Annotated in this window: 20 protein-coding genes; 5 read left to right on the top strand and 15 right to left on the bottom strand. The window is 60.4% G+C overall.

The features are described from left to right. Positions 1-48: 48 nt before the first annotated feature. Positions 49-2,598, top strand: coding sequence for a glycoside hydrolase family 95 protein (locus OHL18_RS05030; protein ID WP_263373730.1), 2,550 nt, complete (start codon positions 49-51; stop codon positions 2,596-2,598). Positions 2,599-2,815: 217 nt separating this feature from the next. On the opposite strand, the gene OHL18_RS05025 is transcribed toward OHL18_RS05030, so the two are convergent. Beyond that, positions 2,816-5,035, bottom strand: a complete 2,220-nt coding sequence (locus tag OHL18_RS05025; RefSeq protein ID WP_263373729.1) for a DUF4139 domain-containing protein — start codon at positions 5,033-5,035, stop codon at positions 2,816-2,818. 171 nt (positions 5,036-5,206) lie between these two features. Further along, positions 5,207-5,950, bottom strand: a complete 744-nt coding sequence (locus tag OHL18_RS05020) for a glucose 1-dehydrogenase (protein WP_263373728.1) — start codon at positions 5,948-5,950, stop codon at positions 5,207-5,209. A gap of 158 nt (positions 5,951-6,108) precedes the next feature. Between OHL18_RS05020 and OHL18_RS05015 the strand changes: the two genes are divergently transcribed. Further along, complete coding sequence (locus OHL18_RS05015; protein WP_263373727.1) at positions 6,109-6,495, top strand: ArsR/SmtB family transcription factor; 387 nt, start codon at positions 6,109-6,111, stop codon at positions 6,493-6,495. A 41-nt stretch (positions 6,496-6,536) separates the two neighbouring features. Here the strand turns inward: OHL18_RS05015 and OHL18_RS05010 are convergent, their stop codons facing one another. The 3 genes from OHL18_RS05010 to OHL18_RS05000 all read right to left on the bottom strand — a co-directional run bounded on the left by OHL18_RS05010 (position 6,537) and on the right by OHL18_RS05000 (position 11,528). Next, positions 6,537-8,018: a GH1 family beta-glucosidase gene (locus OHL18_RS05010; protein ID WP_263373726.1), complete on the bottom strand. Its 1,482-nt coding sequence runs from the start codon at positions 8,016-8,018 to the stop codon at positions 6,537-6,539. Between the two features lie 87 nt (positions 8,019-8,105). Next, entirely contained in the window at positions 8,106-10,088 is a 1,983-nt protein-coding gene (locus OHL18_RS05005) for a diguanylate cyclase (RefSeq protein WP_263373725.1), read from the bottom strand. Positions 10,089-10,661: 573 nt separating this feature from the next. Next, positions 10,662-11,528: an RDD family protein gene (locus OHL18_RS05000; RefSeq protein WP_263373724.1), complete on the bottom strand. Its 867-nt coding sequence runs from the start codon at positions 11,526-11,528 to the stop codon at positions 10,662-10,664. Positions 11,529-11,547: 19 nt separating this feature from the next. Between OHL18_RS05000 and OHL18_RS04995 the strand changes: the two genes are divergently transcribed. Then, on the top strand, positions 11,548-12,540 hold the full coding sequence (locus OHL18_RS04995) for a stage II sporulation protein M (RefSeq protein ID WP_263373723.1): 993 nt from the start codon (positions 11,548-11,550) through the stop codon (positions 12,538-12,540). A gap of 43 nt (positions 12,541-12,583) precedes the next feature. Next, positions 12,584-13,294 carry an SGNH/GDSL hydrolase family protein gene (locus OHL18_RS04990; RefSeq protein WP_263373722.1) on the top strand — a complete coding sequence of 237 codons (711 nt, stop codon included), beginning with the start codon at positions 12,584-12,586 and terminating at the stop codon, positions 13,292-13,294. 14 nt (positions 13,295-13,308) lie between these two features. On the opposite strand, the gene OHL18_RS04985 is transcribed toward OHL18_RS04990, so the two are convergent. The 7 genes from OHL18_RS04985 to OHL18_RS04955 are packed head-to-tail and all read right to left on the bottom strand — an operon-like array spanning position 13,309 to position 21,369. Beyond that, the gene (locus OHL18_RS04985; protein WP_263373721.1) at positions 13,309-14,733 is read right to left on the bottom strand and encodes a DUF58 domain-containing protein; all 1,425 of its coding nucleotides are present in this window, start codon (positions 14,731-14,733) and stop codon (positions 13,309-13,311) included. Positions 14,734-14,739: 6 nt separating this feature from the next. After that, positions 14,740-15,711 carry an AAA family ATPase gene (locus OHL18_RS04980; RefSeq protein ID WP_263373720.1) on the bottom strand — a complete coding sequence of 324 codons (972 nt, stop codon included), beginning with the start codon at positions 15,709-15,711 and terminating at the stop codon, positions 14,740-14,742. Positions 15,712-15,737: 26 nt separating this feature from the next. Further along, positions 15,738-16,946: a DUF4350 domain-containing protein gene (locus OHL18_RS04975; protein WP_263374594.1), complete on the bottom strand. Its 1,209-nt coding sequence runs from the start codon at positions 16,944-16,946 to the stop codon at positions 15,738-15,740. A gap of 2 nt (positions 16,947-16,948) precedes the next feature. After that, positions 16,949-17,941: a DUF4129 domain-containing protein gene (locus OHL18_RS04970; protein WP_263373719.1), complete on the bottom strand. Its 993-nt coding sequence runs from the start codon at positions 17,939-17,941 to the stop codon at positions 16,949-16,951. Positions 17,942-17,945: 4 nt separating this feature from the next. Then, positions 17,946-19,034, bottom strand: coding sequence for a hypothetical protein (locus tag OHL18_RS04965; protein WP_263373718.1), 1,089 nt, complete (start codon positions 19,032-19,034; stop codon positions 17,946-17,948). Positions 19,035-19,057: 23 nt separating this feature from the next. Continuing rightward, entirely contained in the window at positions 19,058-20,425 is a 1,368-nt protein-coding gene (locus OHL18_RS04960) for a methyltransferase family protein (RefSeq protein WP_263373717.1), read from the bottom strand. After that, entirely contained in the window at positions 20,422-21,369 is a 948-nt protein-coding gene (locus OHL18_RS04955; protein WP_263373716.1) for a hypothetical protein, read from the bottom strand. Before OHL18_RS04955 ends, OHL18_RS04960 begins: the two co-directional genes overlap by 4 nt. 162 nt (positions 21,370-21,531) lie before the next feature. Between OHL18_RS04955 and OHL18_RS04950 the strand changes: the two genes are divergently transcribed. Further along, a complete protein-coding gene (locus OHL18_RS04950) occupies positions 21,532-22,344 on the top strand; it encodes a glycosyltransferase (protein ID WP_263373715.1) in 813 nt (270 codons plus the stop codon). Here OHL18_RS04950 and OHL18_RS04945 read toward each other — a convergent pair. The 3 genes from OHL18_RS04945 to OHL18_RS04935 all read right to left on the bottom strand — a co-directional run bounded on the left by OHL18_RS04945 (position 22,341) and on the right by OHL18_RS04935 (position 26,864). Continuing rightward, positions 22,341-24,026, bottom strand: coding sequence for a glycoside hydrolase family 28 protein (locus OHL18_RS04945; RefSeq protein ID WP_263373714.1), 1,686 nt, complete (start codon positions 24,024-24,026; stop codon positions 22,341-22,343). The two genes, OHL18_RS04950 and OHL18_RS04945, sit on opposite strands and share 4 nt — an antisense overlap. A 199-nt stretch (positions 24,027-24,225) precedes the next feature. Next, positions 24,226-25,524 (bottom strand): flippase, encoded by a 1,299-nt coding sequence (locus OHL18_RS04940; protein ID WP_263373713.1) that lies wholly within the window; start codon positions 25,522-25,524, stop codon positions 24,226-24,228. Continuing rightward, entirely contained in the window at positions 25,521-26,864 is a 1,344-nt protein-coding gene (locus OHL18_RS04935) for an O-antigen ligase family protein (RefSeq protein WP_263373712.1), read from the bottom strand. The genes OHL18_RS04940 and OHL18_RS04935 overlap by 4 nt, the downstream gene beginning before the upstream one ends. Positions 26,865-26,965 lie beyond the last annotated feature (101 nt).

The following is a 26,965-nucleotide window of genomic DNA, read 5'->3' as shown; positions in this document are numbered from 1 at the left end:
TGGGGCTTCGGACTCTCACTATGGCATAAGTCCACTTTGGAGAACTTGATGAAATTCAGATCTACCCGCCGCACCTTCCTCACGCTCGCTGGCTCGGCTCTCGCCGCAGGCAAGGTCAAGGGTTTCGCGCAAAAGAAAGGGACACCGCCGGACACCAACCACTATCTCTGGTTTACGGAGCCCGCGGCGCAGTGGGCTGATGCGCTTCCCGTCGGGAACGGACGCATCGGCGGGATGGTGTATGAATACCACAAGGTCGAGCGCATCGCGCTGAACGAAGATACGTTGTGGTCGGGCTTCCCTCGCAACAAGGGCGGCTTCGAGAACACCGAGAAGCCCGGCAGTGGCGACCGCCCCGGCGTCTCCAACTGGCCGGATGACTGGAACAATCCGAACGCCAAAGAGCACCTGCAGAAGGTGCGCACGCTGGTGCTCGAGGAGAAGGACTATCACGCGGCAGACCGCGAGGCCCGCAAGATGCAAGGGCCCTTCAACCAGTCCTACGAGCCCATCGGAGACCTCGAGATCGAGATGCATCACGGCGAGACCGTGACTGCCTACAAGCGCGATCTTGACCTTGACACCGCTCTCGCAAGCGTAAGTTATGACCTCGATGGCGAGCATTTCACCCGGGAGACTTTTGTATCCACCCCGGCGCAGGTGATGGTCGTCCGTTTGACGTGTAGCCGCAAGGGCGGACTGGGCGCTACGATTCGGCTGAAGAGTCAGCTTCGAGCGACAAGCACGTGTCCCAGCCCGAACGCGATCCATCTCACCGGCAAGGCACCTTGCGAGTCTGTCCCCAACTATCTCGACAGCAAGAACCCGATTCGCTACAGCGAGGTGGAAGGCGAAGGCATGCGCTTCGCCGCCGCGCTCGATGCTAAGGCTGTCGGCGGGTCGATCAAGTCGCAGCCCGATGGCAGTCTTGTCATCGAAGGCGCTAGTTCTGTCGTCCTGTTGGTGGGGATGGCGACTGGATACAAAGGCTATGGTGTCTCGCCGGATATGCCTTTGGCGGAGGTTCTCGCCAAAGCGGCGAAGCCCATCGCGGCAGCAAAGGCAAAGAGCTATAGCGCTCTGCTAGCGGAGAATATCGCGGACCACCGCAAGTTCTATCGCAGGGTCGCGCTTGATCTTGGCAAGGAGATCCATACTCCCGCGCTGCCTACGGACAAGCGCGTCAGCAGCTTCGCGAAGACTCCCGATCCATCGTTGCTCGTACTCTACTTCAACCTTGGTCGATACTTCCTGATAACCAGCTCGCGCCCCGGAACGCAGCCCGCGAACCTTCAGGGAATATGGTGCGCCGATCTGCGACCGCCGTGGAGTTCGAACTGGACGTCGAACATCAACATCCAGATGAACTACTGGCACGTCGAGACCTGCAACCTCACCGAGCTTGGCTCGCCACTCTTCGATATGATCGCCGACCTGAGCAAGAACGGCGCGGAGACCGCACGCATCAACTACGGCGCGAAGGGTTGGGTCTCGCACCATAACATCGATATCTGGAGGCAGTCCGCACCAGTGGGCATGGGTATGGACTTTGCCGACCCTACCTGGGCGAACTTCGCAATGAGCGGCCCGTGGCTGTGTTCGCATATCTGGGAGCACTATCTCTTCACCGGCGATAGAGGCTTCCTCACGGCCGCGTATCCGATCCTGAAGGGGTCGGCCGAGTTCTGCCTCGACTGGCTGATCGAAGATGGCCAGGGCCACCTGATCACGTGCCCTTCGGTCTCGACAGAGAATACGTTTCGAGCGCCGGATGGAAAATCGGCGCAAGTAAGCGCGGGCTGTACCTATGACCTCGCGGTGATCAAGCAGATCTTCGCAACGGTGACCGAAGCCAGCAAGATACTTGGCGTGGAGACAGCATTCCCCGAGAAGCTGGCCGCCGCCGAAGCGCGTATGCCCGAGTACAAGATTGGCAGATGGAATCAACTGCAGGAGTGGTCGGTAGACTTCGAAGAAGACCAGCCGGACCAGCGGCATATGTCGCATCTCTACCCGGTCTATCCGGGAGCGGAGATCACACCGCGCAACAACCCAAGGCTTGCGACTGCGGCAAGAGCTTCTTTACAGAGGCGGCTCGACCACGGCGGTGCCTACACAGGATGGAGCCGCGCGTGGGCGATCTGCCTGTGGGCGCGGCTCGAAGATGGCGACAAGGCGTGGGAGTCGCTGAAGCTGTTGATGGAGCACAGCACCGGGGCGAACCTCTTCGATACGCATCCTGCCGAGGGCGGAGCGATCTTCCAGATCGATGGCAACTTCGGCGCGACTGCAGGCATGGCGGAGCTCTTACTGCAATCCCATGATGGAGAGATATCGCTGCTGCCTGCGCTGCCCGCTGCGTGGAAGGATGGCAGCGTGCGCGGCCTGAGGGCGCGAGGTGGCGTGGAGGTGTCGCTCCGCTGGAAGGAAGGCCGCCTCGTCGATGCAGAACTCTTCGCAACGCGGGCGGGTACGCATACGATTCGCGTACCAGAGGGTACCCCAGTCGTTGGAGCCACTGGAAACGGAGAAACAATCACCGTAGAGTTAGCGGCGGGGCAGCGTTATCCGTTAGAGCTCATCTATCAACTAGAATAAAATGCCTCGTCGATGTCTACCGCCCTGTGCCCCATTCATCGCAGTCTTACCGCGATGAGAGGGTGAACCACCACGGATCTACCCCAGGGCAGGGTAACTCCGCAATGAACAAAGACCGTTCGCTCCCGCGAATACCCACTCATCGCATAAAACAAAAGCGCGATGAATGGGGCACAGAGAACAGGACACAACGCGCAGCAGTGGGCGCGATCAGCCTCTAAATCGCCTCGTCGATATCGACTGCACCGAGCTTGGCCTGGAACTCCGCGTCGGCGGCGTTTCTTTGCGTATGCAGCGATGCGAGTTCGCTGCGCAGCGCGGCGAGCTTATCCTCCTGAGCGTTGAGTTCACCGGTGTAACGCTTGAGAAGATCGCGCTCCTCCGCGCTGCCCTTGAGCGCCTTCATGTTCTCGCGGAGCCGGTCCTGATCCTTCGTGATCTCAGCCACGTCGGACTCGCGGGCGCGAATCTGGTCGTCCAGTCCAACCACCTTGTTATGGATGTCGAAGACCGGTTGCAGCGCGGCGAGGACAGCAGGGCTGGCCTTGGCGTTCTTGATGAGCAAGGTAATCTGCTCGATGGAGCGGTCGACGAGGCGGATGTACTCGTAGTTGGTGTGGCGTTCGCCGATGTGCAGCCGCACCGTCTCCTGCGGCTTGGTCGCGACGCGGAAGCGGTAGACGGTGGACGTGGTCTCGGCAGGCTTGGGGTCGGAGTCAAGCGTCCAGCCCTGGCGAACGGGCTGCTCGACGATCACGAGGCGCGGATCGGGAGCGGCGTTGTGAACGAGGTATTCAACCTCGGCGACATCGGTTGAGGACTCGGTGAGCATGCCGTTCTTGATGGTGAGATGGATGACGCGACGGGTGTTGTGGGAGTAGTCCGTGGTGACGCGCACGGCCTGATCAGCGGCATAGGAGAGCAGGCGCTTCTCGCCGGGATGGATCGGGTCAAGCAAGCCTTCGCCACCGAAGCTGCCGTTCTCGACGATGGAGAAGCTTCCGCGGTCGAGGGTGAGATTGGAGGAGTTGGTGAGCCAGAGGGCACGGAGCGCGACGGGCTCGGACGGAGACCACAGGGTGACGCGCTCGACGGGAAGCTTGGTCTGAAGGATGGGGACGAGGGCGGACTCGTTCTTGCGGATGGTGATGGGGTCGGTGAGGGAGTACTCGAAGAAGTCGTCGAAGGCGGAGGTGGTGGTCTGCGGGGAGGTGGAGTCGGCGGCGGCTTGCTCGTAGTTAGGTACCGGGGGAGTGCCGATGCCTCCCATAACGCCGCCCATGACACCGGCGGAGCCAACCCCGCCCCCGCTTGCATAGCCATAGCCGGCTACGCCTTTCGAGATCCTTGCAAATTTGTCGAGACGATCGAAGTTCCGCCCCTGCACTGCCTGAGCACTAACTGTGACGCTCTCGTTAGCGCTTCCCGGAGGCGGAGGTGGTGCTGGCGCAACTACATCCTGTGGCGTGATATCGCCCGACTCATGCGTCTGCGGGCTCAATTGCGCTTCCGCGGGCAGAGGAATCTCGGGCCTGCGTGTGTAGTACGGCGTAGACAGCGGCTGGATAAACGACTGCGGCGCTCCAGCGATCAGATCAAGATGCACGTTGGTCCAATCAGAGCCAGTGGTGTTGTCAACAACAGACCAGCCCTGCAACGTCGCATCCGTAGCGTTCTGCGAGAAGAGAATGCGATAGGTCGACTTCCAGACCGGCACCTCCGAGATGTAGGAGACGCGTAGTTCGCGCGCGCCGGTTCCGCGATCGAGCAGCGTCAGATGGCGAAGGCCCTGGTTCCGGGTGCTGGCGAGGAGTTCAAGGTAACGGGTGACATCGGTGTGCAGCGAAGTATCGAGGAGCATGACAGAGACCGCCGGGGTCAACTCAAGGGTGCGGACCTGGCCGCTCTCGGAGATGACGGTGACGAAGCGGCGGTCATCGTTGGCGGAAGAGCTGGCATCGCTGTCCTTCGACTTTGCAGCGCGGAGGTCGATAGAGAGCAAACGGCCCGTAATGGCTGCGCCGGCTCCCGTTACCGAGACACGAGCGCCGCGGATGGCGTTGTAGAAGTCAACGTCGGAGGGATCGCCATTCAACGCCAGTGGGAGCGTCTTCAACTGCTGGTCAAGCGGAGTCGTAGAGTTGTAACCGGCGCCTGAGATCCTGCCACCGTTCAGGTCAATGGCGGTCAGCGATTGCAGCACATCATTCAACTGAGCGGAGGTGAAGTCGATGGTCACCGACTGATCGCCTGCGACATGGCCGACGTGCTCGAAGAATCCAACGCCGTTCTTGTAGAGCGCCACCCGAGTGATGGGAAGCTCGTTGCTGTGGGCTTCGGTTCGAGCTTCGGACTTTGGGAGGAGCTTGCGGGCTTGGGGGTTCGTTTGTGCGACGGCCGAGGCAGCGAAGGCGAGGAGAACGAAGGATGCGCGCAAGAGTGTCTTCTCCGGGTAAAGCTCTGTTAGCTTAGACCGCAGATTGCACTGGAATGTTCCCGCCTAGGTAAAAACATTTGTGGCCGCAAAAAGGAACGGCACCCCGTCCCCGCGCGAGTTTGGCGCAAAGGAACGGGGCGCCGTCTTTGAGGCAGGCAAGGCGTTTCCGGCTTACAGACCGCCGCCTACACCTACCAACTCGCCGGTCACCCAGCCGGAGTCGTCAGACGCGAGGAAGACAGCAACTTTGGCGATATCGTCTGGAGCTCCGACGCGGCCAAGCGGGGTCTGTGCGACCATACCGGTCTCGAAGTCCGACTTCATCACGCCAGCAGCGTGGGTGCCTTCGGTCTCGACCAGGCCGGGGTTGATGGAGTTGACGCGGATCTTACGCGGGCCAAGCTCCTTCGCAAGCACCGAAGTGATCGAGTCCACCGCGCCCTTGGTCGCCGTGTAGATCACGGTGCCGGCCGGGTTGAGGCGGCTGATGATGGAGCCGATGTTGATGATGCTTCCACCCGCACCGATGTGCTTGGCCGCCGCCTGCGTGGTGAGGAGCAGGCCGAGTACGTTGATGTTGAAGTGCTTGTGGAAGGACTCCTCGGTGACCTCTTCGATAGTGGAGAAGCCATAGACGCCGGAGTTATTGACGAGGATGTCGAGCTTGCCGAAGTCCTTGATGGCGGCATCGATAATTCCCTGAGCTTCAGCAGCCTTCGAAACATCGCCGCCTACAGCGACCGCCTTGCCGCCAGCTTTGGTGATCTCCGCAACGACCGCGTCCGCGCCGGCCTTGCTCGATGCGTAGTTGACGACGACCGAAGCACCCTCGGCAGCATACGACTTCGCGATGGCAGCGCCAATACCCTTCGATGCGCCGGTGACGACGGCGACCTTACCTGTAAGCTTGCTCATTTCCAATCTCCTGTAGATCTCTCTTCTTGCCCGGCGGCCCGATCGGCTGGCCTCAACCTGTAGCTGTCCATGAGATGGAAGAGTCTCCACAGAAGATTCATAAGTTCCGCAACAATGAACTATTGAACAATTCGATATAGCAGGGTAGGATTTGATGTATGAGGCCCCTGCTCCATCCATCGATTGAAGACATTACGGTCGAGGGGATTCTCCACGTTCTGTCCGACCCGGTTCGAGTGGCGATCTTTACCGACATCGCCATGTCGAACTGCTCTCAGAACTGCACGAATTTTGCGAGCATAGGGGACCGCTCGATCCCCAAGTCAACGCTCTCGCAACACTTCAAGGCGCTGCGAGAGGCAGGGCTGATCCGCAGCGAGCGGCATGGGGTGGAGATGCAGAACGTGTCCCGCTGCAGCGAGGTCGATGAGCGCTTCCCTGGCCTGCTGGCGTCGATTCTAAAGGCCTACACCGAGCAGATCGCGGCGCAGAAGTCTGCGGGAAAAGCCTCGCGACGCAAGGCAGTCCGGCGGGTCGCTCAGTAAGCCGCGCTGGCTGAGCGCGGCTACGGTTGCACGTTGCGCGCCTAGGCGATGGCGTTCTTCGCGATCGTGGCCTTGTAGAACTCCGAGCTCAGCTTGGGTGTTCGCTTCTGCGTCTTGAAGTCGACATAGGTGATGCCGAACCGCTTGCCATACCCGTCAGCCCATTCGAAGTTGTCGAGCAGGCTCCAGAGGAAGTAGCCCTTCACTGGCACGTCTTCCGAGAGGGCGCGATGGAGTTGCGTGAGGTAGTTGCGCAGATACATCACACGGTCGGTGTCCAGCACGTGGCCTTCGTCGTTGAGCACGTCGGAAGAAGAACAGCCGTTCTCCGTGATGTAGAGTTCCTTTGGCTTCCACAGCTTCGATACCAGCTTGGGAGACCAGTAGAGCGCCTCCGGACCGATGGTGAGCCACGGGCTGAGCATGTGCGGATACGACGCCGGATCGCGGACGACCGAGTAGCCAACTTCTTTTGTTGAATCCGCCCGCACCCATGTGGGCTGGTAGACGTTGAGGCCGACGAAGTCCAGCGGGCTGCCGATGATCTTCAACTCTTCCGCGGTAAACTTCGGGGCATCGGGACCGAGGCGCTTCAGGTAAGCGTCCGTGTACTTGCCCTCCATGATGACGGTCAGATACTGCGCGTTCTGTTCGCGCATCCCGATCTCTGCTGCCTTGATGTGCTCGGGCGTTTCGAGCACGGGGCAGGTCGCCTGCGCGTTGTCGGCGAGGCCAATCTTCGTTCCGGGCTTCGTCGATGCGCGAAGTGCCTGCACGGAGAGACCATGACCAAGCACGGCGATATGGTTCACCTGCGCAAACTTCTGTGCGCTTACGCGGAGGCCGGGAGCGTGCATGCCGTTTTGATAGCCGAGCTCGGTGAAGCTGCGAATCTCGTTCATCGTCATGAAGCTCTTCACGCGGTCGGAGAGCTTGCCGCCCATATAGCCTGCGTAGTCGGCGAAGGCCTTCGCGGTGTCGGGATTCTGCCAGCCGCCCTTGTCTTCAAGCGCCTGCGGAAGATCCCAGTGAAAGAGCGTGCAGAAGGGTTGAATTCCGGAGGCGAGCAGTTCATCGACGACGCGGTTGTAGTAGTCGACGCCTGCCTGATTGGGCTGACCGACGCCGCTGGGGAAGATCCTCGACCAGGCGACGGAGAAGCGGCAGCCGCGCAGGCCCAGAGACTTCATAAGGGCTACATCTTCTTTATAGCGATGGTAGCTATCGGTGGATACGTCGCCGGTGTCGCCGTTAGCGACCTTGCCCGGCGTGTGCGAGAAGGTGTCCCAGATCGTCTTGCCGCGGCCGCCCTCGTTCACTCCACCTTCCACCTGGTAGGAGGCCGTCGCCGATCCCCAGAGAAAACCGGCCGGGAACTTCTTCTCCGTCACACCCATGGCCGCGCCAAGCGCTGCATGTTGGGCGTTCGGATCGAGCTTCGCAGCTCCGGCGGGTAGAGACAACGCTCCTGCGGCCGCGCTGAGCAGGCGCGCGAATGATCTTCTGGAAATAAAGGGGGCCAAAGAAATTCTCCTGCTAGGCAAGCTACACGTTTTAGATCACCCCGCCAAGTGGTTGCGGCATCGGTATTCCAAATGCGCGCGTATCCCTCAGGCGCTGAGCTCTAACGACACGTGAGATGGGTCTTCGGCACCATACTCCACCCGGTTTCGTCCCCTCGCCTTGGCGCGATAAAGGGCCTGGTCCGCGTCTGCGATGAGATGTTCTGGTGTAACCGGCCCGCCTGACCAGATGGCAACGCCAATGCTGCACGTAACGGTGATCTCGCGGTCGGCGAGCAGGATAGGAGACTCTGAGACTGCTCGCAGGACGCGTTCGCACGCCTCCGAAGAGGTTGTGCCTTTCAGACCAGAGAGCACGATCAGAAACTCTTCGCCGCCGTACCTGCCGATGACATCCGATTTCCGGATGGACGCTGCAAGACGCCCGGCGCACTCCCGCAGAACCACATCTCCGGCAGGGTGGCCGTAGGTATCGTTGATACTTTTGAAGTGGTCGAGATCGACGATGAGGACACCGAAGTCCGCAGACCTGTCCTTCGCGGCTTCGACGATGGCGGCGAGTTCGGCGATGACGGTGTTTCGGTTCAAGAGTTGAGTCAGCCCGTCGTGGGTCGCGAGAAAGCGGAACTTCTGTTCGCTTTCAACGATGATGCGAGTCTGCTGACGAACCCGGACCCGGAGCATCGATACCCATATAGCGGCAAGGACGATCGCCGAGAAGAGCGCGGCACTGAGAACAAGCAGGTGGCCGGCAGTCCACCATGAGCCAGTTTTGAGAACCACGATATCCCGCGGTGATCGCAAAAGGATGCTGAAGGAGGTTGGGTTGCGGTCGAATCCGACGTTGACAGCGCAGATTCCCGTCACCAGAAGAACGCTTCCGATACGAAGATCTTCTTTTGAATCCGCACGACCGGGAGTCCGGGGCAGGAGTACATCGAAGACACTGCCGTTCGAGACCATCGTCCAGATTCGCTGGCCCACCTGCATTCGGCTCTCGATGACCTTTCCCTGCAGTTGAACGAGCTGCTGGTCGAACTCGACGTGAGTAAACTCACCGGGACGGTCGAGTACCTTTGAAGCGTCGATGGCGGCGGGTGTGACTGGTTGCTGGCCGCCAATGACCCGGATGTACCCATCCGAGAGCACAGGCGAGTAGTCTCCCATGAGCGGGAAACCGACCGCTTCCACCCGCTGGCCGGGGATGATCTTGAGGGTTGAAGAGGTCTGAACGCGAATACCGTCGCCAGCTTCCTGAAGATAGAGAAAGTGTCCAGAGTCCTGATAGGTGACGACGCCGGAGATCCTGACTCTGTGACGGGTCCTGCCGAACTGGAGGACACTGCGGATGGAAGATAGCGGGAGCGAGAAAGGATCAGCCACGGCTGGTTGGAGAATCTTGAGGTCGTTCGAGGACGGCACGAGGAGTCCGGCTCCGACGAACTGACGTCTCTCATTGAAGTCGCTGATGCATACGCCCTGTAGCCGAACGGTTGCGTCGACCAGGTTCCCGGAAAGACCCTTTCCATTGTCCAGGAGCAGAACACGTACCGTGCCGCCGCCAATGTCGAGGATGAGCACAAGTTCGGGCCTGCCGTATACGGTCAGACTGCTTACGACCCGGACGACTCCTTCGACCTCAATCCTCTGGCTATCCTGTTCGCCGCCCATGAGATCCGCATGAACCACGCGACGGGCAGGCGGCAGCGGACCGGTTCCCAGCACCTTAACGCGGGTTGCGACAACGATGGGAGCAAAGTGGCCAGGTCCAGTGAATCCAGAGAGATCGACCCTGTCGCCTACGTGTACTTCAGTGTCACTTTGCTCCACATCGATCCCGGCGGTGGAGTCCTGAATGAAGAACGACCGGGGGTATCCCGATACCGCCGTCACGATGCCGACGATGTGAACGCGCCCGCCAATCGCTTTGTGGCCGCTTGCAAGTGCGCGAACCTGGCCGGCGCTACTTAGCGGGGGCGAGGTCTCGGATGCCTGTGCAAGAGTACTTTGTGCTTGCGTTTGCGCTGTAGAGGACGCCATGGGAACCAGCATCGACAGGACGATCCACATCAGACAGCGTGACCTGCTCACCTCCGGACTTTTCGCTGCTTTGCTCACTATGCTGTCCCGAGGACGACTCTGTTGACGACCTGGGTGGGCTTACTGGGTTCTATCATGTCTCTTTACTCCGCGTTATAGATAGAGACTTCTGCATTTGCTTCCTAGTTCGTCACGCTATGCCTTCTAGCCAGTTACGTCTGTATGTTTTCGTACATAGGCTTCTACAACATTTGTTGGTACCACCCTTGGTTCTCGGAATTGTTGTAGGGTGCGCTGCGAAGTTTATGGCGGCCTGATCTAGCGAGACCCTTTCAGCTATAGCCGAGCTGGCATTGGTCGGCTTATGGTTAGGCAGTCCATGGCGTACCGTTGGGGTAGCTGAAATGTGCTAATCGGACTGAAATTTCCTCGCCCTCCCACTACAAACTGATCTCTATGTAAGATCGGCCAGGGAAGTCCATTCCGTGAGCAGCAAGTTTCAACACGCTACACAGGAAGTTGAGTTCTTGAACCATCGGGATCAGACGTGACGCGATCCTTCCATCGCTTGTGCGAAACACTTCGCCAAGTGAGCTCGGGAGGCTACCTTCGCGCAGCGGCTCGCATATCGAAGGCGACCGCTTCGAGGAAACGTTCCGGATTTGTGCCTGCGGGGATCGATATCTGCATCTTGGCCGCGATGCGGGTCGCGATCTTTGCCGCCATCTCTTCGCGCGTTGCGATCTCCAGATCAAGCGAGCGAGCGAGGAAGGCATCGATCACGTTGAGGTCCTGTACCTGCAGGCGCGCAACCGCATCGGCGGGAAGCGGTATCTGGCCCGAACGCTCGGGCTGCGGGAATTCCTGGAACGGCGCAGGAGCGTAAAGCGCCGCGGTGAATGTCCGGCTGTTGTGGGCAAGGAGCGGCTGGTCCTCCAGGCGATCATGAACGACAAGCGTACCCGCGACGAAGTCCCCCAGTCGCTTCTGCTGCTTGTTGCAGAGCATCGTGATCACGCCAATAAGATAAAACGGCTGAGAGTCCACGACGCGGAGAAGGTTCCGCGCGAGGGCCTCGAAGAGCGTGACCTGCCTGCCGGTGTCTTTGATGACCCGGATCTTGAACAGCTTCTTCCCCGGAGTCTGTCCATTCCAGAAAGCCTCGAAGAGCGAGAAGTAGCCCCAATACAGGAGAAAGTAAAAGAGGATGACGGCAGCGATGAACCATTTGGCTGCGGTCTCGGGGTTCACGTTCGACGCTTGCGGTGCCGCCGTCTGGCCGCCGTTGGTCGCGACCGTAACGACGACAAAGAACAAAAGGAACAGAACCATCACCGCGACAAATTGGATGATCGAGTCGATCAGGATCGCGAGGAAGCGGCTGCCGATTCCGGCCACAGGAAACCGAAGCTCCACCTGCTCCGGCGTTTCGATGTTAAGCTGATCGGTAAAGCTGCCGTATTGGCTCATCGCGAAACGTCCATCCCCTATGATCTCGAACCGCTGGATTGCGCTGCGCAAGGAAAACTGGAGCCGCCTGGAACTGCTGCTGCAGCAGGTCGAATCGGGCGGCCTGAAGATGCTGTCCGGGGACGAACTACGCGACCTCGGTCTGCTCTACCGCCAGGCCGCGGCCGATCTCTCCGCTGCCCGCGCCGACGACGCCTCCCGCACACTCGAAGCGTACCTTAACAAGCTGGTGAGCCGGGCACATAATTTTGTCTACTCCGGACGAAGGTTGAATGGCCGCGCGATCTGGCTGTTCTTCGCGGTCGATTATCCCCGGCTCTTTCGGCGGCTCTTGCCCTATACGGCGGTGGCACTGTTGATCTTCCTTGCGGGCGGCGTGCTGGGAGCGATCCTCACTGTCGTCCGGCCGAACTTCATGCACGCCATGCTCGGGCCGCAGATGGTGGACACTATCGAGCACCACAAGATGTGGACGGACTCAATTCTGTCGGCCAAGCCGCAGGCCTCGAGCGCCATCATGACCAATAACATCTCCGTCTGCTTCACCACCTTTGCGGCAGGCATCTTCGCGGGACTGGGAACGGTCTGGCTGCTCTTTCAGAACGGCCTATCGATGGGTGTCATCAGCACAGCCTGCGGTCAGCACCATATGGCGCTGAACATCTGGAGCTTCGTCGCGGCGCACGGCGCGCTGGAACTGCCGAGCATCTTCATCGCTGGCGGAGCAGGGCTAAGGCTAGCGACGGGCCTTCTGTTTCCAGGAATGCTGCGGCGCAAGGATGCGCTGGCACTGGCCGGTGGTGAGGCCATCCGCCTGCTCGCAGGTACGGTTCCCATGCTCACCATAGCCGGCATCCTCGAGGCATTCCTTTCTCCTTCGGGTGCTCCGGTAGCTCTCAAGTTCTCCGTCTGCGGATTTCTACTGGTTGGGCTTTCGTTCTGGCTGAGCGAGGGTGGACGGGAAGCACCGGTTCGCGCGGAGTTAACCAAACCCATTGAAGCTACGGCGTGAGTCTCAAAATATCTCGAACCTCTATTCAAACCAAGGAGTATTCATGCGGATCGTTTGTAAGATCGCTGTGGGAGTCGGCTTGGGCCTGATGGTTGGACAACTGTTTGCGCAGACTCCGGCGAACTCTTCCGACTGGCCGCAGTTGGCGCGTTATCGGGCGGACAATGCCGCCCTTGCACCTCCCGCGCCTGGGGAACAGCGCGTCGTCTTCTATGGCGACTCGATTACCGACGGCTGGGGACGCATCGAGGACACGGGAACCTTCTTCCCTGGAAAGCCTTATGTGAATCGCGGCATCAGCGGCCAGACCACGCCGCAGATGCTGGTGCGCTTCGAGCAGGACGTCATTCATCTGCACCCGGCAGCGGTCGTCATCCTTGCAGGAACGAATGATATCGCCGGAAACACTGGCCCTTCGACACCGGCGATGATCGAAGACAACTTTCGTGCGATGACGGCGATTGCCCGGCAGAACGGCATCAAGGTGGTGCTGGCTTCGATCACGCCTGCATTCAGCTATCCCTGGAAGCCGGGCATCGCCCCGGCCGCAACGATCCGTGAAGTGAACGGATGGCTGAGGGACTTCTGCGCGGTGCAGAAGCTGGTGTACCTCGACTACTACTCGGCGATGGCCGATGAGAAAGGCGCGATGAAGCCTGGGCTGGCCAAAGACGGCGTGCATCCAACGGCGGCGGGCTATGCGATTATGGGGCCGCTTGCGGAGGCTGCTATAAAGCAGGCTTTCGCAAACTAGCGCAGCACTAATGTTCAGATAAGCCCCTGCGCCTTTATCTCTAAATACTTCGTGATCGCGGCTGCGCCAACCTCCCCTGGCGTAGTCTCGACCACCAGCACACCCTGCTGACGCAGCTTCACGATCGATGCCCTGCGGCGCTCCAGTATCTCCTGTGCTGCGGTTGATGCAAACATCTCTTCGGCATTCGCAGGCTCGCGTGTGCTGAGTGCTTCCAGTTCCGGATGCTGGAGCAGCACAAGCACCACGAGATGGTGACGGACGAGCTCGGAGGCCGCCGTAACGACCTCCGGACGGCCAACGCTGTCCGCCATCTCCGTGACCCAGAGAACGAGACCTCTGCGGCGCTGCAGGTTCTTAAGGCGCGAGACCGCGTTCAAGTGATTCGCCTCCGAACGCTCGCTCTTCGTCTGCGAGAGCAGGTCGACCATGATGCGCAGATGGGGTGCGCCGTTTCCCGGCAGAAGTTGCTGCTGGATGGCGCGGCCGTAGGTGAGCAAGGCAAACTTATCACCTGAGCTTCCGATGACCTGCGCCAACATGAGCGCGGCGGTGGCGGCCTGGTCGAGCTGCGTGACGATGAGGTCTTGCTGGCCGGGATCGGATGCCGCGTGCTTCAACTCAAATGCGGTTCGCGAGAGTCGTCCCGCATCGATGACAACCCAAACCTGCTGGCTGCGCTCGGTCGTGAACTGGCGCGTAATTAGCTTGGCCCGCCGCGCCGTCGCGGTCCATGAGATGTTTCTCAACTCATCGCCACGCTGATAGTCACGCAGGCTCTCGAACTCGCGTCCAATGCCGCGCAGACGCAGGCGGCGCTTCTGCAGGTCTATCTGCCGCGCGCGCATGAGATAGAGTTCGGTGTTGGAGGTGCCTTGCTCCGACGCGGGAAAGATGCGGATCTCTTGCTCGCAGTCGCAGACCGCCCATCGCTCGACCAGGCCCAGCGCGCCTTTGTAGCGCAGATAGATCTTGCCGAGCTCGACATCGCCGCGTTCTCGTGGAGAGACGGTAAGCGACGCCTTGGCCGCTTCGCGAGGAAAGGCGGTCAGCGTCACCGGTCTGGGCATCTCGATGAGGGCGGGGTGCAGATCATCTGTAACTGTGATCGTTACAATTCCGTTCGAGAGCTGGCTGATCTCATACTCAATCTCCACCGGCTGGCCGATCGCCGGCGAGTGCAGGAACCTGCGAATGATGTTGATCTTCGCAGGCGTGACGAGAAGCATCGCATCGACAAGGATCAGCAGCGCAACCACTCCATCCCAGGCAAGCATGATCCACAACCTGTGCGGGTGAAAGAACTCCGGCACGGAGAACAGCAGCCCCGCGAGCAGGAGCGACAGGCCCCGGGCGGTGATGCCATAGCCCACGACGCGGCCCATGCGGCCGAACGTCCGGCCAGTCGCCGAGATCTGCTGCGGAATAAGCGTCTGCATCGCGGTCTACTTCGGTACCGGCGTAGCGGCGAGAAGGTCGGCGACGACGCGGTCGGTGTCGAAGCCCTCAAGCTCGGCCTCCGGGCGCAGCACGAGGCGATGGCGCAGGACAGGCCGCGCGGCATCTTTTACGTCGTCGGGGATAAGAAAGTCGCGGCCCTCTTTTGCAGCAAGAGCCTTGGCCACAAGCAGCAGACTCGCCGATGCGCGTGGCGATGCACCCAGCGTTATAGTCGGCCATTCGCGCGTCCGGCGGACCAACGCCAGGACGTAGTCGAAGAGCTCCGGCTCGACGCGGACTGCGCGAATCTCGCGACGCGCCTCCGCAAGCATGGCGGAATCGACGGCCACAATTGGCGTCAGTTCGAGGTCTTTTGGCGCGACGCTGCCATGGTGGCGCTCCAGCACCATGCGCTCCTCGGCAAGGGTGGGATAAGGGACGCGGATCTTCAGCAGGAACCGGTCGAGCTGCGCCTCGGGCAGAGGATACGTTCCTTCGAACTCCAGCGGGTTCTGTGTCGCAAAGACGGTGAAGTACTCGTCCAGCGGATGCGCCTCGCCGTCCATCGTGACCTGCCGCTCTTCCATGCTTTCGAGCAGCGCCGCTTGCGTTCGCGGAGGCATCCGGTTGATCTCGTCGGCAAGCAAAAACTGCGTAAAGACGGGGCCCTTATGAAGAGAGAACTCGTTGGTCTTAGGCGAGAAGACAGACGTACCCAGGATGTCGGCGGGCATCATGTCGGGCGTTCCCTGGACGCGCTTGAAGTCGAGCCCCAGGAAGCGCGAGAGCGTCTTGACCGCAAGCGTCTTAGCTACCCCAGGCACGCCTTCGAGTAGAGCGTGGCCGCCGCAAAGCAGTGTCAGCAGCGCCTGATCGACCATCTCATGCTGCCCGGCGATGACCTGCCCAATCTGTTGCCTCCCTTGCTCGAAGAGCTGTTCCGCCGCCTTCACTCCGCCTTGCTGAAACTCACTCACCTAGTCCGCTCCTGTCTCTCATCTTGTCATGTTTGCTTGAATTCGAGTCTCTTCTTGAGCGATTCGAGGTCGCTGTCCAGCGCCTTCACCAGGGCAAGCGCGGTCTTCGACGACAAGGATTTGTCGCGGTCTTCCATGGCCTGGGAGAGATGCTCCGCCATCGCCGACCAATCGCCGCCAAGCCTGGTGTGCGTCGCATCGGCAATCTCCTGCGGCGATCGGCGCAAGAGATCGAGCGGAAGACCGCAACGCTCATTCAAATAGCGAAGAAGACGGCGGTTTGCGCCATCGACCGCAACCTTGGTGGCACCCGCCTTGGCATAAAGATGGCCCATTGACTCGGCGAACTCAAGCGGCGAGCTGCGGACAGCCTGGAGGAGCGGGCGCACCGGGCCATTCCTGCGACCGAAGCTCAGGACCAGCAGAACTGCCACGAGCGCCGACTGGACGACCAGCGAACGAATGGGCAGGCCACGCGCCTGGTCCCACACCGAAGCTTCGCCGGCATGCAAAGACTCATCGAAGAGAACGCGCTGTCCGGGCGCTCCAATGCTGGCGAGCAGCAACTTGAGGCTCGCATCTTCTTTCAAGCCCCGATTGGTCATGGGCAGTGGACTACTCCACCAGACGGCCTTGCCAAGGCCGACGTGTACCTCCACCGCGACCGCGTCCGATCCGCATCGTTGCTGAACTCGGGTGGTGACGTTATCGTCCTGCCATCGAACTGGGTCCTCCATCGACACCTGGCCAGCGAGAGCCATCAAACCCTGGCCTTCAGGAGTCGTGAGGCAGAGACCTTTATTGATCTGCTCAGGCTCCGCAGTGGCGCCGCCAGGAATCAGGTACGCGCCCTGCACACCTGTGGCGAGGACCCGGCCGCCGCGATTCAGGAACTCCTCGATGGCACTCTTCACCTCGCTCACGTCTTCGGGCGGAACGACCGGATTCGCGAGTACGAGAGTGGTATGGGGAGCGTCGACATCGGCGAGCGCCTGCGTCGTGTCCGTCCATCGCTCGGCCGTGTATCCAAGCTGCGGCAAGAGCAGATAGGCAGCCTTCACCCCGGCTGATCCGCTGTTATACGAGGAGGGCGTCAGATCGTCATCTTCAGCCGAGGGCGCGAAGAAGCTGACGAGAAGGATCGCCGCCAGCATCGACCCCGCGAGAATAAGGACAAACCGCCTCTCGGTCCGGCCGATGCGAACATCGGAGTGCTGCTGGTTCGCCGTCGCCACGTTCAAGCGGACCTCAGTTCTTCGTAGACCGCAAGAGCGGCGTCATAGTCCTCGCGGACCGCCGGTGCGAAACCGTACCAGATGCGCTCCAGCGAACGCGTAAGGGCGCGCAGGGGACGATACTGCGGCGCGTCCGGAGAGACGAGGCGCAGGTACTCGCGCGGCGTGCGAACGTTGTTGGCTCGCCACACTCGGCGGGCCTCCAGTTCGGAGATGCTGGCCCAGTACAAGGCGTGTACCGCCTCGCGCCACTCGCCCGAGGCTGCGGCAGCTTCGGCCAGCTTTGCCCAGCTTCTTGAGGTCTCCTGCGAGTGGGTGATGGCAGCTCCTGGCTCCATCCGCACCGCGAGCCGCTGGCGATCCAGGATACGAAAGATCCACACCACAAGCCCGGCAAACGCGAGCAGGAGAAATCCATACATGATCACCGGCCCGAGCCATGGGGCACCACGCGCGAAGGTCGAGACACCACCGAAGATGCGGCTGAACCAGTCGAAGAACTTGGCGACCAGTCTGTCGCGGAGACCGTTTCCAGTGACGCGGCGAAACTCCGAGGCCGCGAGCACCTTGTCGGCGCTGGATCGGGCGTTCTTGAAGTCGACCCGTGGAGCGCTTTTCTCCACTCCGGCCTCGCGCATCTGCTCTTGCAGCCGCTCCCCCGCCGCGCGAAGCAGCTTCTCGCGATCCGCGAGCTTCGGGTCTTTGGCCTTGAGAATCAAGTCCCACAGCCAGCTCCAATGGACCTCGAACGCCGCTTTCCCATCGCGTGCCGGAACGCGGTCGTTGCCGCCTACCTTGGCGGGGTCGCACACAGAGGGGTTCTGATTGCAGGCAGAGACGAGTTCGCTCAGCAAACTCAGGTGCGCCTTATAGCCTTCCAGGGTGCCCGCAGAGGGTTGTTGCGCGGACGATGTCTGCGCGATGCCAGCCGAAACCGCAAGGCAGAGCGCGAAGATCACTTCGATCCGAAAACGATGCGAGAGCAGGCGACGCATGCGGTCAGGGATGCTCCGGAGATTCAACCGCTGCGGCAACCGGGTCTACGAACGGAACTGTTTCGACGGGAATCGAGATGGGGGTCACCGCAGGTGCGGGGCCAGAACGCTCTATCAGGAACTCGATGTCGAAGCCTTCCTTGCGCACCCGCTGGTCGATGTAAAAGAGACAGAGTCCAATCGCGCCTACCGGGCCGAGCACGGCGCTGGCGACGAATCCAACGGCGAGGCCGAGCGCCTGTCCCAGCAACAGTTGTGGGGCACCTTTTGCACGGACAAGAAGAATCAGGAGCGGGCTCTCGATGGCGAGGACGACGAAGTAGAGAACGGTAATGAAGAGGAATAGCAGGAAGATCCGGCCTTTGCTTCCGGCGGTCAGAACCTTGCTGCGACGCATCGCCGCTCGCACTTTGAGGTCCTCCATCACAGCGGCAGGCACGCCGAAGGAGTTGCGGATGTACGCGATGATGCCGTAGAGGAGACTGAGCGAGGCCAGAAAGAACATGATTCCAGCGATCCACATCTTGCTCTGCATTCCCAGGCTAAAGATGACGATGGGCGGAATGATCAGCAGCGTGAAGATCCAGCCGGCGCTCCATAACTGCCATAGCGAGATACCGAAGAATCTCGCCCAGCGCGCGGAGACGGCACGGAAGGCAATCTTCATGGAGGTAACGTCGCCGAGATAGATAGCGGAGACCGCAGAGGTCGTGGCAGCGTGCGTGACCCCGTACACTGCGAAGTAGAGGATGCTCGAGACCAGGGAGAGCGCGACAAAGACTGCACCCAGCATGATGCTGTGCGGGTCGGCTGCGGGGCCAGTCATATGCGCCAACGTGAAGATCCCGAAGAAGTGCTGGTAAAGCAGCTTCAGCAACTGCATGACAACGTTCGCCCCGGCCGCAATCGAGGCCAGGCCGACGAAGAGCCAGAAGTTTGAGCGGTAAAGATAGAAGGTCCGGTCGAGTAGTTCGCCGGTCGTCAAGGGGCGAAGCTCATACCGTGATGGTGTAGGAATAGCCGGCGGTGGAGGAGCTGCGATGTAGCCCTCTCCGCCCGATCCATCTGCTGTGAACCAAGCCTGATCGGCCATCGTGCGCTCTCCGGAGGTACAACTTATCTGTCGTTCGGGGTTGAGGCAGATACTAGCACAGCCGCCTTTCCCTGAGGTATTTCTCCTTCCTCGGGAGGGCCACCTTCCGTAATGCAGGAGGATGCGGGGATACTCCGTGGGCCCAGGCCGCTTGCATCCATAACAAGCTGTATACCGTGCCAGATGAGCGGGATACGCATCGCGGCACCAGCGATTGCCCAGAGGAGATGGAGGTGTTCGAGCGCTCGGCCCAGCGCCCGGACCTCGTCTACGCTGCCGGAACCGTCCTGCGGCCGATAGCGCATGCGGCGGATCGTTCCCCGTGGCAGCCGCTCCGCATCGACGATCTCTAATCCAATCGGGTTGCGGGATTCCAGCCATTGCCGCAGCTCGCTGCACGGGCTGCAGCTAGCGGCGATGTAGAGGGTTGCAGGCGTACCGGTATGGAAAGGACGCCATCGCGGGAACCAGTTGCGGACCTGAGCGCGATACTCTTGCCACTGGTCGCCGAAGCGAAGTCTAAGGTCCCGGCGTTCGTCCCAATCGGCGATACCGGCGCTATAGATGACGGACATGGCGGCGGCCGACACCAACCAGCCATTATGCAACAGACCAGCCCAGCAGACCATGACGAGGGTACACGACGCCTGCATCGGATTGGCAAGGTAACGGTAGATGCCGCTGCTGACCAGGCGCTTTGGCGGATCATAAGGGATCGGAGTTCCGCCGCCGCGCGTAGCGAACTCCATAACGGCGGCGACTCCGGGCAGGGCCAGGAGAAACACCGCCTGGAGGCTTAGCTGAAGCTGCCATCGTGGAAGTTTCAGCAAGGGCGTCCAGCCATCGCCCGGGCGTAAGACGAAGACGATCTCCGGGACCACGAAGAGGAGGAGCAGACCCGCTGTGACGGTCTGCAAAGCCGCCCGCGCTTTGAGATGAATGCCTTGCTCGGTCCAGCGGGCGAGACAGATCGCAGGCAAAAGGACGAGTCCAACGCAGAGTGTCTCACCCAGGAGCCAGGCCGGCTGGAGCTGCACGACTGAGTTGCAGAGCGGCATCAGGATGAGGTCGACCAGGGCAAAGATCGCCAGGACCCACCCGATCTTCAAACGGGAGACCGCGATCTGCGGCACCACTCCCCACAGAATGACCCAGCCGAGATAGAGTTCGAGCGGCATGCCGCAGAGGCTGACGCCGGCATCTGGGAACGTCCACCAGCCTTCGAGTTGGTTCAGGCGTTGCACCGCCAGGAGCGTCACCGCTGCCCACAGAAAACTCAAGAGCAGAGCGGCGAACTGACGTGAACGTCGGGCCGTAAGAAGACCCGACAGCACGGCGGCCATCAGCGGAAGATAGAGCGCGGCGGCACGGGCCCACGCTATCTCGGTCATGGCTCTGTCCCTGGAGTAAGGTCTTTGTCTGGGTCGGCATTGGCCGTGATGAGATACTTGACCGCTTCGCGTACGGTCGCTCGCTCCCATGGAACGAAGTACCACGCCGGATCGAGCTGCCTCGAGAAAGTCACCTTCCAGGTAACAAGGGTGCTTCTCGCGTCGACTGGCACCCACGAGACATCGGAGCTCTCCCAACGCAGCCACTGGGTGAGCTTGCTGGCGTCGCTCACGGTTTCGAAGCGGACGGAGTTGCGGTCGCCTCCGGTTACGCGCATCACAAGGTCTCCGGGAGGATCGCCTTCGGCCCCAGAGAAGTGAATCGTCCTGGTCGCGCCTTCCTGCAGACCGCTTCCCCAGGCGGCCAAGGGGCGGGGAAATCCTATCGCTAGGTAGCTCGGCAAGGGTTGGGCAATCCTCGGACTGAGGGCCAGTGTCGCTTCCACATCCGCGGCCGGCGCACGGACAACACGAGAGACCGTCACAGACTGTTCGCGATCAAAGGTCAGCTCGGGGACTACGCCTTCCAGGCACATCGGCAGCAGAACGACGGCGACACAGCCCAGCGTCGCGGACTTCCGTATCTTGAGCCAGTCGACGAGCAGACCGATCACAATTCCGACGACGTAGAAAAGCGGCGCAGCGAACAGGATGCACAGGTAGCCTTCGCCCAGCAGGGGCGCAACGATCAGCAGGGCGAGAGTAATTCCCTTCACGATGCCGCCGGTGACCGTCCTTGTCTTCGGAGTCAGCGCAAGCAGAATGGCGAGTACGGCCGGGATGCCGAGGAACATGGCCGCGCTTTGGCCGAGTTGCATATGGCGCAGCAGGCGGTACAGAAATGCACCTACAGAAAAGGCGATTGCAAGTGCGATCACTTTATATCTGGACGGGTCCAGGAATGTCTCTTCCCGCTGCTGGTTGGCTTCTTCGTTACCGGTCATGCGCCTCAACCTCGCTCACGATATTTTTGAACACGATCAAATAATGCGCCCAGCAAGAATACCTGTCAAGATATTTTTGAACATGTTCTATTTATGTCCTGCAATGCGACGAGGCCCTCCATCGGTTCCTGCCAACGGTGAAGTATGAAACCATAAAAGAGCGTGAGATCGGCTACTGAAACAAATCGCTGTCATTCGACCATCGTCGTCCCCTGCTACAACGAAGCGGCCCGCTTCCGCCACCAGCCGTTTCTAGCGTTCCTGGCGGATGAGAGGCACAACGCGCGGCAGGTTGATTTTCTCTTCGTCAACGACGGCAGCAGCGACGCAACCTTGTCCGTGCTGGAATCGCTCCAGTCGGAGGCCGCAAAGATGGGATACCCCGGTCGCATTGCCATCCTAGACAAGAAGCGCAATGGCGGCAAGGGCGAGGCCATTCGCGATGGGATGGCGGCTGCGCTGTCTCCGGTCGGCCCAGCGCAGGAGGCACCCTGCGAGTACATCGGCTTCTGGGACGCGGACCTGGCCACACCGCTCTCGGCGATCCCGCAGTTTCTCGAGGTGATCGAGGGCCATCCCCACCTGCATATGATCTTCGGTTCCCGGATCCGGCTGCTCGGCAGAACCATTCGTCGCAATCCGGCGCGGCATTACCTGGGACGTATCTTCGCGACCGCTGCTTCGAAGACGCTTTCGCTGCCCATCTACGACACGCAGTGCGGCGCAAAGATCTTCAAGGCCACGCCGGATCTCGCACAGGTGCTTGCTTTGCCCTTCATCTCCCGCTGGATCTTCGACGTCGAGATCATCGCCCGCTACATTCAGCTTCGCGGGCGCGAATTCTGCTTCAACTCCATCTACGAGTTTCCACTGGATTCATGGGAGGATGTCGCCGGCTCGAAGGTGGGGCCATTCGACTTCTTCTACGCGGCCTTCGACATCCTTCGCATCTACCGGCGATACCTTGCGCGCTAGTTGACCGACCCTACGCCGTCCTGTGGGACTTCGAGGGTGCGCATGACCGGGCTTTTACTCTGACTGAAGTCATTGCCCTGCATCTGCACGTCATGCGAGTTGGCTCCGGAGACTTTCACAAAGACCCCAGTACCGACCGGCGCACGGTTGCCCTGGATGCGCGCGGACTGAGTGTTCCTTAGATCCATAAAGGGCTGCGAAGGATCGCTGGGAGTGCCGCTTACATCCTGCACAGACAACTGTTTCACGTCATCGCAGACGAGCATGGGCCGAGGGTCGTGGGTCTGCGAGGTGATGGTCACGTTCTGCAAGGTGAGTCCCTGCACGTGATGGGCATAGAGGCCGTAGGCCGGAAGCCGGCCAAACATCGTGGAGCCAGGGTAGCTGGTCGCCGCCTCTGGTACTGGATTCTGAAGCCATGCGAGATTGCCCGGCTCGACGGTAGTGATTGAGATGTCGCGCAGGGTGATGTTCTGAGGCTGCAGCTGGGGGATTCCAGTAATCGACGAAGTAATCGTCGCCCCGGTGGCCTGCACATTGGTGATCGTCACGTTTCGGATGGCGCCCGTGAGTGGAGTGGTGTTCGCCTGGGCGAGCTTTTCTTTGCCCGCGGTGGTCTGCAGACGAATGCAGATGGGAGCCCTGACGTTGGTCATCTTGATGCCCGAGTAGGTGACGCCGTCCACATAGGAGTTGTCCCACAACATCACCTGCGCTCCGGCGGTGGGCCTTTCGTTCTCCGGTCCGCTGGTCCCGTAAACTTCGCAGTTTTCAAAGGTCGTATTCACAATGGGAGCTGGGCCTTCGGGGCCGATGATCAGTCCGTTCGTGCAGGTACTGACACGGCAGTTCATGATCTTTACATTGCGGGAGGCCTGGTTGCCCTGGTAGAAGTTGCCGCTCTTGACGCAGATCGCGTCGTCTCCTGTGACGATGTCGCAACCATCGAGGAGAACGTCTTCGCAGGCCTGCGGGTCGATACCGTCGCAGTTGGAGGAGTTGATCGGATTCCTTACCGTGACCTTGCGTATAAGCACCTGCTTGCATCCGATGGGGCGCAGGGCCCAGCCGACGGCGTTCTGCAGCGTGATGTTCTCAACGTGCAGATTGGTGACATTGCCCATTTCAACCATCGGCGATATCTGATGGACTCGCTGCGTACCGAAGGCGGCTACATCGCGCCACTGATCCTGGGGAGCGACGGGAGGACGCGGCTTGGCGACGATGTAGTTTGGGCTGTTGCCGTCGATGGTGCCTGGGCCGAGGATCGTAATGTTCTGCGCGTTCAGAGCGAAGAGGAGATGAGCTCCAACGGAGACCTTGGTGATGGCCACGGCGTCGGCTGGGAGGACGAAGTCGGAGTAGTTGGGGCTTGCGAGGATCTTGGCTCCGGCCTGCAACTGGAAGGTCACGTTGCTCTTGAGCCGGACCAGCCCGGTGACGTATGTTCCCGGGCCGAGCAGGACCGTGCCACCGCCCGCCGCTGTGCAATCGTCAATCGCCTGCTGGATGGGTTGAGTGTCGAGCGTTACGCCATCGCCTTTCGCACCGTAGCGACGTGGATCGAAGATGAGCCCTGATTGCCCGCCATATGCGGCGAAAGGCTGCGCCCATGTTTGAGTGCTTGCGGCCAGAGCAGCGGCTGTCGCGGCTGCGGTCTTCATCATGGATCTGCGACTCAAGCTCTTCTTCAAGGTAGCTCCTCGTTCTGGATATCGATCGCTCTAACTTAGCGGTTGACTGGAACGCAGCCCAGTAAAGTGCCGCCGGTATCTGTAAGATGGCGGCGCAATGTTTGAGGAAACCCACGGGCCTTGTTAAAGTTGCAGGCGCAAGGTTGAAGGTTCGAGAAGTCCACACTCCGTTCAAACGGTAAGAGGGCTACTGCTCGCCCAGCAGTACGCCTGAGGCGAGAGCTTTCTGCTCCGCCTTACGGCAGGCATACTTCAACATGAACCAGTTCATCGCGCCCAGGCCAGCGTCGGTCAGAAGGCTCGACCAGGCGGCACCTTGCCAGCCGTGGGCCGGAATAAGCCATAGGTTCAGCAGGAAGTTCACGGCGGCCGCAACGATCTGCGTTGACGTGCGATATCTCTGTAAACCTGCGCCCATCAGAGCGGTTCCCGTCATTTGGTGGATGCTGCGGAAGAAGGGGATGAGGCTGAGCCAGCGCAGGGCATAGACGCTCTCCGCGTAGTCCTTGCCAATGATGTGCGGAATAATCGGAGCAAAGAGGAAGATGCAGGCAGCCGAGAAGACTCCCAGCAGCATCGCCCGCTTGAGCAACGAGTTTGCCAGCGCGGCCGAGTGCGTGACTCCCTTGGCGCCCTGCTGGAAGAACTTCGGGGTGGCCGCGTCGCGCACCGAGAAGACCGGGATGCTGGCGATCTCGACGACGCGGTAAGCCATGGAGTAAATGCCGTTCTGCACGTTCATCCCGTAGTGGCTGAGCATGGTCTTATCGACATCGTTGTAGGCGGAGGAGGTCGACTGCGAGAAGGAGTATTGCAGACCCTCAGCCCAATGCCGTCGCATCAGGCTGAAGTCGAACTTCGGGAGCCCTAGCCGGACGGTCACAGTGATGACCGCGATAATCGCGCCGGCGAGCGAGACGAAGAGGGAGACGACAACCCAGTTCCACGCCGTCGCATGATGCAGCAGCACCAGCATCGCGACGGCTGCGATGGCGCGCATGATGTTCGTCAGCAGGTTCATCATCGCGGTGACGCGAAGCTGCTCGAAGGCCTGGAAGACTTGTCCCGCGGCGACTGCGATCTGGGTGCAGAAGCAGACGCTGACGGCCGCTGGAAAGATCAACGCGGCGCTTAGCGGATTGAGGATGAAACGCGCAGTGAAGTAGAGTACCGCCGAGACCAGGATGCTGACGGTGCAGGTAATCAAAAGAATGTTGCCCCAGTAGACGGGGAACTTACTCTTGTCCGGGCTGACATAACGAAGGAAGACCGTTCCGGATCCGATGGTGCTGTACTGGCTTGCCATCGAAACCAGCGCGAACGTACCCGCATAGATTCCGTACTCGCGGCTGCCCAGCAGCCGGGCCAGAACGATAAAGTAGGTCGTCTGAAAGATGAGTCCGAGACCCTGCCCCAGGAACATCCAACCGGCGTTCCGGGCCAGCCGGCTTTCCTTAAGTCTTGCAATCTCCGCTTTCAGGTTCATGCGACCCCGAGTGACTTGATCCTGCGCGCTTCCTCGGCGAGGCCCACGTAAGCCATCATGAATACCGGCCATTCAATGGCATTGGGAACCATAAATTTATTTCCATCGACCAGGGAGAGCAGGGTGAAGAACATCAGCACGATGTACCAGAGAACGTAATCTGGCGTATTACTCCGAAAGCTGCGGAAGGAATTCACGACCCCTTTCACCAGCGCCCAGGAGAGAACAAGCATACCTACGGCCCCAAGTTCAAGCAGCATTCCCAATACGCCGTTCTCGGCGTTGTTGAGGAAGGGATCTCCGGCGGCCAGGGCGAGCCGATGAGCTTCAGGGTTCGTGATCGTCCAGAATGCGTCGTAGCCGAAGCCTATGATCGGCGACTTCACGATGGCCAGTGGGGCGACCGCCCAGATGACTGTTCGCCCGCTCAGCGTGGGATCCTTGCCGATGAACTTCAGGATTGGCCCGCTGTTTACATATACCAGCCATAGAACCAACGCGATGAGGGCCGGGGTGAATCCCGCCACAAAGATCCGCTCGATCGGCCTGAGGCGATGCATGAAGCGCAGCAGCAGGATAAAGGACAGGAGGATAATCAACACGCCCCAGCCGGTTCTCGCAAGGGCGGCGACGATCAATGCCAGGTTCAGGAAGATGTAAATCGCGCGCTTTACTCCGCCCCACTTTCCGGGGAAGGTGTAGAAGAAGGCGGGCAACAGCAAGAGGATGGTAATACCGGAACAAGCATTCTTACTGGGATAGATTCCCTCCGCGCCGACCGTCACATTTTTATAGTCGATCCCGGCCCTTGGCAGAGCGACGACCAGGACAAAACTGGCCAGGACGGCTACCAGTCCGGTCGCGAGAAAGAGCTGCATCTGCTGGCGCGGATTGAAACGGACGGCCAGATAGATTCCGAAGACGGTGAGGATCAGGGAAAGGATCGCAAACGACAGGGTTCGCTTCGGTTCAGATGACCACGTGGTCGAGGCGATTGCCCAGAAAGGAAGCATGAAGAGCGGCCAGTGATTGCGGCAAGTCCGGATCAATTGCTTCAGGACCGGGTACATGACCAACAACATGATGCCGTAAAAGCCGATCAACTCAGCGGAGTGTAGCGTCGATCCCTGACCGCTCTCCGGCGTGAGGGCCGCGCCCATCTTGCTGTTGTAACCCATACCCTGAACGGAAAATGCTCCGCGGGCAGCGATAAAGAGAAGCGGCCCGAGAAGCACATAGGTAACGATCAGCCGGAAGACGGAATCGGAGGGTCTGGCCCGCTCAACCGCCCGGGGTGCGGTCCTTGGTAAGACGCCCTGAGGCGCAGCCAGTGTGCTCATTCTTCCTCTTCCCTGCAAACGCCGGGGAGACGTTTGCCGTTGGTGCGCTCCCAGGAGCCGAAGCCTGCCCTATCTGTCAGAGAGGCGGAACAAAGCCAAAT

Source organism: Granulicella aggregans, assembly GCF_025685565.1.
Classification (GTDB): Bacteria; Acidobacteriota; Terriglobia; order Terriglobales; family Acidobacteriaceae; genus Edaphobacter; species Edaphobacter aggregans_B.
The sequence above is the reverse complement of the archived record's forward strand: the minus strand, read 5'-3'. Positions and strand labels throughout refer to the sequence as shown.